Below are 11,724 nucleotides of genomic sequence, written 5' to 3' on the forward strand. Positions count from 1 at the left end.
GACCGGAGCGCCCCTTCAGGGGTGCGGGGAACTGGGCGACCAGCCCCCCGCCGCCCCGCAGGCGAAGGAGCCCGTGCAGGGCCGGGGCGAAAAGCCACTCCTCCGCGCCTCGGGGGAAACCGCGTAGTCCCATCCCCGCATGGCAGGATCGGAACCGCCATGACTGCACCCACCATGCCCACACCCAGCCCCCAGCCCGACGCCCCCGGCAAGACCCTGCACGAGCCGGTGATCACCTGGTTCGACGAGCACGCCCGCGACCTTCCCTGGCGCCGCCCCGACGCCGGCCCCTGGGGCGTGATGGTCAGTGAGTTCATGTTGCAGCAGACTCCGGTGAGCCGTGTCCTGCCCGTGTACGAGCAGTGGGTCGCCCGCTGGCCCCGCCCCGCCGACCTGGCCAAGGAGGCTCCGGGCGAAGCCGTCCGCGCCTGGGGCCGGCTCGGCTACCCCCGCCGTGCGCTCCGGCTGCACGGCGCCGCGGTCGCCATAACGGAACGGCACGGCGGCGACGTACCCACGGAGCACGCTCAGCTGCTCGCGCTGCCCGGTATCGGGGAGTACACGGCCGCCGCCGTCGCCTCGTTCGCGTACGGGCAGCGGCATGCCGTACTGGACACGAATGTCAGAAGGGTGTTCGCGCGGGCCGTCAGCGGCGTGCAGTACCCGCCGAACGCCACCACCGCCGCCGAGCGCAAGCTCGCCCGTGCCCTCCTGCCCGAGAACGAGGGCACCGCCTCGCACTGGGCCGCCGCCTCCATGGAACTCGGCGCACTGATCTGCACGGCGAAGAACGAGGCCTGCCACCGCTGCCCGATCGCCGCGCAGTGCGCCTGGCGGCTGGCGGGCAAGCCGGCGCACGACGGCCCGCCGCGGCGCGGCCAGACGTACGCGGGCACGGACCGCCAGGTGCGCGGCAAACTCCTCGCCGTACTGAGGGAGGCCGTCGAGGGCCCGGTACCGCAGTCCGTCCTCGATCGCGTGTGGGACGAGCCCGTGCAGCGGGCCCGCGCCCTCGACGGACTGGTCGCCGACGGACTCGTGGAGCCGCTCCCCGGTGGTTTGTATCGGCTGCCCTTGACCTCGTCACCGCCCCCAGGACACCGGTCACACCCGCAAAACCACCCCAACCGGGACTTGTAACCACAGCGCCTTACCCACCTCATACATCCGTTACACAACCGACGTACAGCCGAGCGCTCACCGAAGGCTGCCTCGGACAACCCCGTGACAACGCCTCCGTAGCTTCATTTCCGTACCGCACACACAGCAGAACGACAGCGGGACACAGGAAACGGACAACCGGCAGCAGGCGCGAGCCAGGCACGTCGGAAACGGGGATGGAGGCGGTTGATCATGGCGCACGGCGAGGTGCTCGAATTCGAGGAGTACGTCCGCACTCGGCAGGACGCGCTGCTGCGCAGTGCCCGTCGCCTGGTCCCCGACCCCGTCGACGCCCAGGACCTCCTGCAGACCGCGCTCGTACGGACGTACGGCCGCTGGGACGGCATCGCGGACAAGCGGCTCGCGGACGCCTATCTGCGCCGCGTGATGATCAATACGCGGACCGAGTGGTGGCGGGCGCGGAAACTCGAAGAGGTGCCCACCGAGCAGCTCCCGGACGCCTGCGTCGACGACTCGACCGAGCAGCACGCGGACCGGGCGCTCCTTATGGACATCATGAAGGTTCTCGCTCCCAAGCAACGCAGCGTCGTGGTGCTGCGACACTGGGAGCAGATGTCCACGGAGGAGACGGCCGCCGCCCTCGGCATGTCGGCCGGAACGGTCAAGAGCACGCTGCACCGGGCGCTCGCCCGGCTCCGCGAGGAGCTGGAGAGCCGCGACCTGGACGCACGCGCGCTCGAACGTGAGGAGCGGGAGCGTTGCGCGGCCTAGGAACTCGGGCCAGGCAGGTCCTGAAGGCGGGGAGCGCGGTGACGGCCGCGCTCGCCGCCATCGGCCTTTTCCTGACCGCCTGCGCCACGGGTGGCACGGGCGCCCGCGACGAGGGCCCGGCGAGCAGTGAGGCGGTGGCGAAGGGGGCGGCCCCGAGCCCCGCGGCCCCCGCCTCCCCGTCCAAGACGCCCCAGCGCGTGGACGCGGTCAAGCTCGTCAAGGACGACCCGGAGGTCAGCGACTCGGTCAAGAACGCGCTGACGAAACCGTGCGTCGCCGACGAGTACCCGGTCGACGTGTCGTACGGGGATCTGACCGGAGGAACCACCGACGATGTCGTGGTCAACGTCATGACCTGCGGGGATGCCGTGGGGATCGGCTCGTACGTCTACCGCGAGGAAAGCGGCAGGTACGAGAATGTCTTCAAGACCGAGGAGCCGCCGGTCTACGCGGAGATCGACCGGGGCGACCTGGTGATCACCCAGCAGTTGTACAAGAAGGGCGATCCGGTGGAATACCCCTCGAGCGAAGAAGTGATCACCTACGGGTGGACCGCGACCCGCTTCACCGAGAGGTCCCGGACGCACAACGACTACAGCAACGCGGTGGGCGGCGTCGACACGCCCGCTCCCGCGAACTGAGCGCAGACGGAGCAGCCGGATGGCAGAGCAGACCCACGTCCTGTTCGTCGAGGACGACGACGTCATCCGCGAGGCCACGCAGCTCGCTCTCGAGCGCGACGGCTTCGCGGTGACGGCCATGCCCGACGGACTGTCGGGCCTGGAGGCGTTCCGCGCCGACCGTCCCGACATCGCCCTGCTGGACGTGATGGTCCCCGGACTCGACGGTGTCTCGCTGTGCCGCCGTATCCGTGACGAGTCCACCGTCCCCGTGATCATGCTGTCCGCGCGCGCCGACTCGATCGACGTCGTGCTGGGCCTGGAGGCGGGCGCCGACGACTACGTGACCAAGCCCTTCGACGGGGCCGTGCTGGTCGCCCGGATCCGCGCCGTGCTGCGCCGTTTCGGACACGCGAGCGGTCCGAACGGAACCCCCGAAGAGACCTCGTCCGTCGACGGCGGAGTGCTCTCCTTCGGCGACCTGGAGATCGACACCGAGGGAATGGAAGTCCACAAGAGCGGTACGCCGGTGGCTCTGACGCCCACCGAGATGCGGCTGCTGCTGGAGTTCTCCTCCGCGCCGGGTACGGTGCTGAGCCGCGACAAGCTGCTCGAACGCGTGTGGGACTACGGCTGGGGCGGGGACACCCGAGTCGTCGACGTCCACGTACAGCGGCTGCGGACGAAGATCGGCCAGGACCGGATCGAGACGGTCCGTGGCTTCGGCTACAAGTTGAAGGCCTGAGCAGGGGTATGCGGGGGATATTTCGGCGCCGGACTCCGGCGGACGGCGACGGCCCGACCGGCCGCAACAGACCGGCCGACGGAGGTGGCGGGCGCGGGCCGGTCAACGGGTACGGCTCGGCGGACGGGTACGGCTCGGTGACGGGGAGCAGTCCAGTGATCGGAAGCCGTCCGGTGACCGGGAGCGGTCGGACCGCCCGGAACACACCTGGCGACGGCCGGGGCCCGTCCGTCGGCCGCGGTGCGCCTGTCGGCATGCGCATGGCGGCCGCCGCAGGGAACTCCGGCATTCGCACGGGTATCCGGTGGAAGCTCAGCGCGGCGATCGCCATGGTCGGCGCGCTGGTCGCGATCGCGCTCAGCCTCGTCGTGCACAACGCGGCGCGCGTCTCGATGCTCGACAACTCGCGCGACCTGGCGGACGAGCGCATCACGGTCGCCGAGCGCATGTACGAGTCCGGGCGGACCCAGGCCTTCGGGGTCAAGGTCGACGACCCGGCCATCCCCAAGGACCTGCTGGCGAAGGTCATGCAGGGCCGACGGGCCACCTTTGTGGCCGACCGTCCGAACGGGGTCCCGGACATCTGGGCAGCCGTACCCCTCAAGGACGGCCGCGTCCTCTCGCTCCACACCGGCTTCACGGACCGCAACACCGACGTCATGAAGGACCTCGACCAGGCGCTGATCATCGGCTCGATCGCGGTCGTCTTCGGCGGCAGCGCGCTCGGCGTGCTGATCGGCGGCCAGCTCTCGCGCCGGCTGCGCAAGGCAGCCGCGGCGGCGAACCAGGTCGCCAAGGGTGAGACCGACGTACGGGTACGGGAAGCGATCGGCGGGGTCGTACGGGACGAGACCGACGACCTCGCGCGCGCGGTGGACGCCATGGCGGACGCGCTCCAGCAGCGCATCGAGGCCGAGCGCCGGGTGACCGCCGACATCGCCCACGAACTGCGCACGCCGGTGACCGGCCTGCTGACGGCGGCGGAGCTCCTTCCCCCCGGCCGCCCCACGGAACTCGTCCGCGACCGGGCCCAGGCGATGCGGACCCTCGTCGAGGACGTCCTCGAGGTGGCGCGGCTGGACGGCGCCTCCGAGCGGGCCGAGCTGCAGGAGATCCTGCTCGGCGAGTTCGTGTCACGGCGCGTCGCCGCCAAGGACTCCGACATCGACGTACGCGTGATCCACGAGTCGGAGGTCATGACGGATCCGCGCCGCCTCGAGCGCGTGCTGTTCAACCTGCTGGCCAACGCGGCACGGCACGGCAAGCCGCCGATCGAGGTCTCGGTCGAGGGCCGGGTCATCCGGGTCCGCGACCACGGTCCCGGCTTCCCCGAGGAGCTTCTCGCCGAGGGCCCCAGCCGTTTCCGCACCGGCAGCAGCGACCGCTCGGGCCACGGTCACGGCCTCGGCCTCACCATCGCGGCCGGTCAGGCACGGGTGCTCGGTGCCCGGCTGACCTTCCGCAACGTCCGGCCCGCGGGAGCCCCGGAGCACGTGCCTGCGGAGGGTGCGGTCGCGGTGCTGTGGCTGCCGGAACATGCGCCGACGAACACCGGCAGCTATCCGATGCTGCCGACCTGACGCCGGTCAGCTGTCCGATGCTGCCGACCTGACGCCGGTGAGCGGGTACCGGTTGCTGTTGCCGGGGCTGGGCGCGCAGTTCCCCGCGCCCAGGGAGGCCCCGGCTCGCCCGGCGTCGCGAAACACAAGGCGGCGAAGCGGCTCGGGCGGCGCCAGGTGCGTACAGGAGAAGACCCCCGGGGCGGACACTCCGGGGGTCTTCGGATCAAGCGGGGTTGGATCGGGCGAGGTCGGGTCGGACGAGGTCAGACGGTCTCGACGGCAATCGGCTTCGGCGCCGAGTCGCTCGCCGCGTCCTCGCTCGAACCCTCCGGCGCAGGCGCCCCCGCTCCCGCCCCCCGCAGCGGAACCTCCTTCACGAACACCGCGGCCACCAGCGCGCCCAGCGAGACCACCGCACCCAGCAGGAACGCGGAGTGCGTTCCGGAGGACACCGCGTACTGGTACGCCTCCCGCGCCGCCGCCGGCAGCTTGGCCAGGCTCGCCGCGTCCAGCTGCGCCGACTGCTCGGTGACCTTGGACCCCAGCGCCCCGGCCCGCTCGGTCATCACGTCCTGGACCCGCTGGTTGAACAGCGCACCCATGATCGCGACGCCGAAGGACGAGCCGAGCGTACGGAAGAGAGTGGTGGACGAGGACGCGACGCCCATGTCCTTCATCTCGACGCTGTTCTGCGCGACCAGCATGGTGATCTGCATCAGGCAGCCCATGCCGAGGCCGAGTACGGCCATGTACAGCCCGGAGGTGAACCGGGTCGTACCGGTGTCCATCTGAGAGAGCAGGAACAGGCCGACCGCCATGAGAACGCCGCCGACGATCGGGAAGGCCTTGTAGCGCCCGGTGCCGGTGGTGACCCGGCCGGCGACCATCGAGGTCACCAGCATCGCGCCCAGCATCGGCAGCAGGAGCAGCCCGGAGTTGGTCGCGGACGCGCCCTGCACGGACTGCTGGTACAGCGGCAGGAAGAGCGTGGCGCCGAACATCACGAAGCCGGTGATGAAGCCGATGATCGACATCAGCGTGAAGTTGCGGCTGCGGAAGATGTGCAGCGGCATGATCGGCGCGGCGGCCTTGGTCTGAACGAAGACGAAGCCGACCAGCGCGGCGACACCGATGCCGATGAGCTCCATGATCCTGGCCGAGCCCCAGGCGTACTCGCTGCCGCCCCAGGTGGTGACCAGCACGATGGACGAGATACCGAGGGCCAGCAGTCCGGCACCGAGGTAGTCGATCTTCGCCTGGACGCGCTTCTTCGGCAGGTGCAGGACGGCACTGATGGCGAGGAGCGCGACGATGCCGAGCGGCAGGTTGATGTAGAAGGACCAGCGCCAGCCCCAGTGGTCGGTGATGGTGCCGCCGATGAGCGGTCCGCCGATCATGGCGAGCGCCATGATGCCGGCCATCATGCCCTGGTACTTGCCGCGCTCCCGCGGCGGAATCAGGTCACCGATGATCGCCATGACGCCGACCATCAGACCACCGGCGCCCAGGCCCTGAACGGCACGGAAGCCGATGAGCTGCCCCATGTCCTGGGCCATACCGCTGAGCGCGGAGCCGACCAGGAAGATCACGATCGAGGTCATGAAGGCGCCCTTGCGCCCGTACATGTCGCCGAGCTTGCCCCAGATGGGGGTGGAGGCGGCGGTCGCGAGGGTGTACGCGGTGACGACCCATGACAGGTGCTGCAGGCCCCCCAGCTCGCCCACGATCGTCGGCATCGCCGTGCCCACGATCATGTTGTCGAGCATGGCCAGCATCATGGTGATCATGAGCGCGAGCAGCACGACGCGTACGCTGCGCGGTTGTTTCTCGGTCTCTATGACCGCTTCCTTGTTGTCCGCCATGGTTCCACTCCCCTGGGTACTTACTTGCCGCCCGGCAAGTTGACTACACTGAGGGAAGTTAGACCGGTAACTAGCCGGGCGTCAAGTAAGTTTTCCTGGAATTGCCAGTCGGACGACACGTACGTTTCAAGGAGTGCGAGGAGCGCAGGGATGGGCGGCGACACCATGGACGGCACCAAGCGACAGCGCCGCGGGGACACCCGCCAGCGCATCCAGGACGTCGCCCTCGAGCTCTTCTCCGAGCACGGCTACGAGAAGACCTCGCTGCGCGAGATCGCCGAGCACCTGGACGTCACGAAGGCGGCGCTGTACTACCACTTCAAGACCAAGGAAGACATCCTCATCAGTCTCTTCCAGGACCTGTCCCGGCCCATGGACGAGCTGATCGAGTGGGCGCGGCAGCAGCCTCGCACGCTGGAGACGAAGCAGGAGATCCTGCGCCGCTACAGCAACGCCCTCGCCGACGCGGCCCCGCTCTTCCGCTTCATGCAGGAGAACCAGGCGGCCGTCCGCGAGCTGCGCACGGGCGAGGACTTCAAGGACCGCATGATCCGGATGGTCGGCCTGCTCAAGGAGCCGGACGCCGATCTGACGGACCAAGTGCGCTGCATCAGCGCGCTGTTCTCGATGCACGCCGGGATGTTTTTGCTCAAGGACGTCGAAGGCGACCCCGAGGAGAAGCGCAAGGCTGTCCTGGAGGTCGCGATCGACTTGGTGACGCAGGCGCACGGCGGCGCCGTCGTCACCCCTGAAGCGTCTTAGACGGTCACACCCTGGGCGCGCAGGAAGGCGACCGGGTTGACCGCGGAGCCGTAGTTCGGCGTCGTACGGATCTCGAAGTGCAGGTGCGGGCCGGTGGAGTTGCCGGTGCTGCCGGAGAGCGCGATGTGCTGGCCGGTCGCGACGACCTGCCCGATCTGCACGTCTATCCGGGACAGGTGGGCGTACTGCGAGTAGGTCCCGTTGCCGTGCTTGATGACGATGGCGTTGCCGTACGCGGGACCGTCACCGGCGCCGTTGCCGCCGGCCTTGACGACGGTGCCGCCGTGCGCGGCGAAGACCTCGGTACCGGTGGGCACGGCGAAGTCCTGCCCGGAGTGGTTGTGCTGCCACAGGTTGCCGGCCTGGTTGAAGCCCGCGGAGAGCGTGTACTTCTTCACCGGGTCGATCCAGGAGGCGGTCGCCTTGGTGGCGGCCGTCTTCACGGCGGCCTGCGGGGCCGCCTCGGTGGCGGCGGCCGCGACCCCGGCGCCCAGTACGGCCGTGGCACCCACGCCGACGGCCAGGACGGCCGCCCTGGAGCGGAGCAGGGACATACGGGAGTGGCGGGACGTGACGCGCTTCGACATGCGGAACCTCATGGGAACGGAGACGGGGGTCAGGTCCACCCGACGGACATGTTGTCGCCGAGTGGGCCATCCCTTGGTAACCCGAGTCCTGGCTGTCCCACAAAGTCGTCATCTACGACGCCAGGTCGTAGTTCACCCTAAAATTTCCAGCTTCTTGACAGACGCCCCACCCCGTATCGAATACGCCCGATTTTTCGGGTTAGAGACGTTTAACCCCACATACGGGCGTTGCGTTCCGGCGCATACGGCCCTCGCCGCAGCGCCGACCACGACACCGCACACCCCACGGGGGTTGTGCACCATTACGTCCGTTTTGCCCGCACCGGGTTGGCTACTAGCCGCCCTAGTAAGGGAAAAATCGCCTGTGCGTCATGTCACCGCGAGGGGGTGTCACAAGGCCGTGCGGGACCCTGGGCCCCGACCGCACTCCCCAACCCGCGCCAGGCCCTAATGTGGTCTGCGCAGCCGTCACCGTGCCGTCCGGGGGAGCGTCATGGAACCAGCAGCCATAGGTGCCAAACTGGCCTCGAGCGTGGTCGCGCCGCTCGTCAGGAAGCTGTTCGTGGCGGACGGGCCGGGCGCAGGGCTGGTCGTGAAGCCACTGCGGATCTCCGGGTTCGTCTCTTTCAGGGGAGAGAAGCGGACCCTCGGGGAGAAGGAGCTGACCACCCTGGCGGCCGAGCTGGTCGCACGAGCCCTGCGCGCCGGGGAGCGCCCGCCGGCCCCCGACGAGGAGCAGGCCGTCGTCCACGCCCTCGCCGACACCCTGCACGCCCTCGGCGACCTCACCATGACCGACGTACAGGCCGTGGAACTCGGTCACGAGGCGCTCGCCCTGCAGCTGCGCGCCGCGAGCGGCAACCCCGAGCGAGACCTCTCCTTCGACGCGACCCTGTTCTACGAGCGGATCCTGAGCGCGGCCTGCCTGCACATCCTGCACTTCTTCACCCAGCGCTCGGCCTTCGTGGCCCGCACGCTGGTCCAGCAGAGCCGCAGGCAGAGCGAACTCATCGCCAAGGTGGACGCGCTGATCGCCCGGACTCCGCCGCCCGGCGGCACGGATCCCGCCTTCGAACAGCGGTACCTCGCATACGTCGCGACCAAGCACAGCCGGCTCACCATCTACGGCATCGATCTCGTCAACTCCCCCGAGCGCTGGCCCCTCGACGCCGCCTACCTCAGCCTGCGGGCCGTACGGGCCACCGAGGACGCGGAGGCGACCGGCCCGAGCGGGACGCACATCGCGGCCGCCGCCAGCACCCTCCCCGCCGAACAGGCCCTCGCCGAACAGGACCTGGTGCTGCTGCGCGGAGTGGCCGGCTCCGGCAAGACCACCCTCGTGCAGTGGCTGGCCGTGACCGCGGCCCGGGGCGAGCGCGGCGACCGGATCCCGTTCGTCCTGCCCCTGCGCACCCTCGTACGCCGCCCCGACGGACTCCCGGCACCCGACGGTTTCCTCGCCGCCGCCCGCGTGCCCTTCCACGCCACCCAGCCGGACGGCTGGAGCGACCGCGTCCTCGGCACCGGGCGCGGGCTGCTCCTCGTCGACGGCATCGACGAGATCCCCGAACGCGACCGCGAGCGGACCCGCAGCTGGCTGCGCGAGCTGCTGGACGTCTATCCCGGCAACCAGTGGCTGGTGACCTCCCGCCCCTCGGCCGTCCGCGAGGACTGGCTCACCCCCGACGGCTTCACCGAACTCGCCCTCACCCCCATGGGCCGCGACGACGTCACCGCCTTCATCCGCCGCTGGCACACGGCGGCCCGGCTCGACGCCCCGGACACCGACCGCCTCGACGGCTACGAACACTCCCTCCTCACCGCCGTCGGCACCAAGCCCGACCTCGGCAGGCTCGCCACCAACCCGCTGATGTGCGGGCTGATCTGCGCGCTGCACCGCGACCGGCGGGGCTATCTGCCGCACGGCCGGCAGGAGCTGTACGACGCCGCCCTGTCCATGCTGCTGTCGCGCCGTGACGAGGAGCGCGACATGTTCGCGCCCGAACGCACCGGCGGCATCCACCTCACGGAACTCCCGCAGGTCCAGCTGCTCCAGCGCCTGGCCTACTGGCTCATCCGCAACAACCAGTCCGAGATGGACCGCGACCGTGCCGAACGCATCGTCGCCGACGTCCTGCCGTCCCTCCCCTCCGCCGCCGCGCAGGGCGACGCCCCGGCGATCCTGCGCCACCTTCTCGTCCGCAGCGGCCTGCTGCGCGAACCCACCCTCGGCACCGTCGAGTTCGTCCACCGCACCTTCCAGGACTACCTGGGCGCGCGGGCGGCGGTGGAGGACGGGGACTTCGGGCTGCTGGTGCGAGGCGCCTTCGACTCCCAGTGGTCGGACGTCATCCGGATGGCGGTCGCCCACGCCCGCCCCCGCGAACGGGCCACCCTCCTGGCCGACTTGACCAAGTCCGCCGAGGAGACGTCCGGAACGGCGGGTACGCGTATACGACTTCTCGCCCTGGCCGCACTGGAACACGCCACGGAACTCGACCCCCACGTCCGCGCGGCCGTGGAACGCAACGCCGCCTCGCTCATCCCGCCCCGTACGACCGAGGAGGCCCGCACCCTCGCCGACGCGGGCCCGCTCGTCCTGGAGCTGCTGCCCGGCCCCGAGGGGCTCACCGACGATCAGGCCAGGGCCGTGGTCATCACCGCGTCACTCATCGGCACGGACGCGGCGCTCCCGGTCCTCGCCCGCTTCCGGTCGCATCCGGCGCTGCGCGTACGGGCCCAACTCACCTGGACCGCCCACCGGTTCGACACCCGGCGCTACACGTCCGACGTCATCGCCCATCTGCCACCGGACGACCTGTACTTCTGCGCGCACACCGCCGACCAGCTGCGCGCCCTGCGCGACCTCGGCGGCCGCCTCATGCTCCAGGTCGTCGGGGACATCGACGCGGACGACATACGCGGGGGGCTGCTGCCTGACCAGCTGTCCAAACTCGTCGTACGCGACAACCGCGTCCTGCGTGATCTGAGCTTCCTGTCGGATCAGACGCGGCTCGTACACCTGGACGTCAGCGGCGTCGGCCCGTACGTCGACGACCTCACTCCGCTCGCCGCGCTGCCCCTGAAATGGCTTATGCTCGCCGGCCTGCCCGGACTCGAGAATCCGGAAGCGTTGGCACCGCTCTCGGCATCCCGCACTCTGCGCCTGCTCGACATCGGCATCCCGTTGCACGGGGACTCCCTCGATGAGGTACTCCCCCGGAATCTGCCGCTGACGTATCTGCGGTTCACCAGGAACGCTCTGCAGCACACGGGATTGCGCGGCCTGAGTCATATGCACTCGCTGAAGCAGCTGAGTCTGGCCACACTCCCCGAAAACCTCACCCCCGAGGACTTCGAAGAGATCACACGGCTTCCCGCTCTACAAGAACTTCGTGTGAACTGGAATGCCGTCGGGTGGAGCGCGGGTCCGGTACTGCCGAACGTGACGACACTGCGGCTCAACAAGTTCACAGGAAACGAAGACCTCTCAAATGTCCCGGCCCTCTTTCCCGGCCTGCGCAGGGTCACCTTCCATCTCGCCCCGGACGTGACCGGCGTACCGGAACGTCTCCTGGCGTTCCTCCCGGACACCGCGGCCGTCACCATCGAGAAAACGGACAGCGTGGTGTGAAAAAAGGGGCTGCCCCGGGACCGAGGTCCCGGGGCAGCCCCTTCGTTCAGGCGAGCGCC

General features: G+C 69.8%; 8 protein-coding genes and 1 pseudogene. 7 read left to right on the forward strand and 2 right to left on the reverse strand.

Annotated elements, in window-relative coordinates:
- Positions 1 to 159 precede the first annotated feature (159 nt).
- The 5 genes and pseudogenes from ACZ69M_RS13065 to cseC all read left to right on the forward strand — a co-directional run.
- A pseudogene (locus ACZ69M_RS13065) lies at positions 160 to 1,080 on the forward strand (HhH-GPD family protein); the annotation flags it as partial.
- Positions 1,081 to 1,353: 273 nt separating this feature from the next.
- Positions 1,354 to 1,893, forward strand: a complete 540-nt coding sequence (locus ACZ69M_RS13070) for a SigE family RNA polymerase sigma factor (RefSeq protein ID WP_060898668.1) — start codon at positions 1,354 to 1,356, stop codon at positions 1,891 to 1,893.
- On the forward strand, positions 1,881 to 2,534 hold the full coding sequence (locus tag ACZ69M_RS13075) for a hypothetical protein (RefSeq protein WP_470049403.1): 654 nt from the start codon (positions 1,881 to 1,883) through the stop codon (positions 2,532 to 2,534). Before ACZ69M_RS13070 ends, ACZ69M_RS13075 begins: the two co-directional genes overlap by 13 nt.
- A 19-nt stretch (positions 2,535 to 2,553) precedes the next feature.
- The gene (gene cseB, locus ACZ69M_RS13080; RefSeq protein ID WP_403691890.1) at positions 2,554 to 3,258 is read left to right on the forward strand and encodes a two-component system response regulator CseB; all 705 of its coding nucleotides are present in this window, start codon (positions 2,554 to 2,556) and stop codon (positions 3,256 to 3,258) included.
- A gap of 254 nt (positions 3,259 to 3,512) precedes the next feature.
- The gene (gene cseC, locus ACZ69M_RS13085) at positions 3,513 to 4,838 is read left to right on the forward strand and encodes a two-component system sensor histidine kinase CseC (protein WP_470049406.1); all 1,326 of its coding nucleotides are present in this window, start codon (positions 3,513 to 3,515) and stop codon (positions 4,836 to 4,838) included.
- Between the two features lie 245 nt (positions 4,839 to 5,083).
- On the opposite strand, the gene ACZ69M_RS13090 is transcribed toward cseC, so the two are convergent.
- On the reverse strand, positions 5,084 to 6,682 hold the full coding sequence (locus ACZ69M_RS13090; RefSeq protein ID WP_470049408.1) for an MDR family MFS transporter: 1,599 nt from the start codon (positions 6,680 to 6,682) through the stop codon (positions 5,084 to 5,086).
- A 150-nt stretch (positions 6,683 to 6,832) separates the two neighbouring features.
- Between ACZ69M_RS13090 and ACZ69M_RS13095 the strand changes: the two genes are divergently transcribed.
- Positions 6,833 to 7,444 carry a TetR/AcrR family transcriptional regulator gene (locus ACZ69M_RS13095; protein ID WP_054237513.1) on the forward strand — a complete coding sequence of 204 codons (612 nt, stop codon included), beginning with the start codon at positions 6,833 to 6,835 and terminating at the stop codon, positions 7,442 to 7,444.
- Here ACZ69M_RS13095 and ACZ69M_RS13100 read toward each other — a convergent pair.
- Positions 7,441 to 8,031 carry a M23 family metallopeptidase gene (locus ACZ69M_RS13100; protein ID WP_470049410.1) on the reverse strand — a complete coding sequence of 197 codons (591 nt, stop codon included), beginning with the start codon at positions 8,029 to 8,031 and terminating at the stop codon, positions 7,441 to 7,443. The genes ACZ69M_RS13095 and ACZ69M_RS13100 overlap by 4 nt on opposite strands.
- Before the next feature lie 493 nt (positions 8,032 to 8,524).
- On the opposite strand from ACZ69M_RS13100, the gene ACZ69M_RS13105 reads away from it, so the two are divergent.
- Positions 8,525 to 11,665 (forward strand): NACHT domain-containing protein, encoded by a 3,141-nt coding sequence (locus ACZ69M_RS13105; RefSeq protein WP_470049412.1) that lies wholly within the window; start codon positions 8,525 to 8,527, stop codon positions 11,663 to 11,665.
- Positions 11,666 to 11,724: the final 59 nt, after the last annotated feature.

Source organism: Streptomyces sp. NPDC107454 (assembly GCF_055582885.1).

Coding starts and splice junctions, on each gene's coding strand:
- cseB (WP_403691890.1), top strand. CDS start 2,554: ATGGCAGAGCAGACCCACGTCCTGTTCGTCGAGGACGACGACGTCATC.
- ACZ69M_RS13090 (WP_470049408.1), bottom strand. CDS start 6,682: ATGGCGGACAACAAGGAAGCGGTCATAGAGACCGAGAAACAACCGCGC.
- cseC (WP_470049406.1), top strand. CDS start 3,513: ATGCGCATGGCGGCCGCCGCAGGGAACTCCGGCATTCGCACGGGTATC.
- ACZ69M_RS13105 (WP_470049412.1), top strand. CDS start 8,525: ATGGAACCAGCAGCCATAGGTGCCAAACTGGCCTCGAGCGTGGTCGCG.
- ACZ69M_RS13070 (WP_060898668.1), top strand. CDS start 1,354: ATGGCGCACGGCGAGGTGCTCGAATTCGAGGAGTACGTCCGCACTCGG.
- ACZ69M_RS13095 (WP_054237513.1), top strand. CDS start 6,833: ATGGGCGGCGACACCATGGACGGCACCAAGCGACAGCGCCGCGGGGAC.
- ACZ69M_RS13100 (WP_470049410.1), bottom strand. CDS start 8,031: ATGTCGAAGCGCGTCACGTCCCGCCACTCCCGTATGTCCCTGCTCCGC.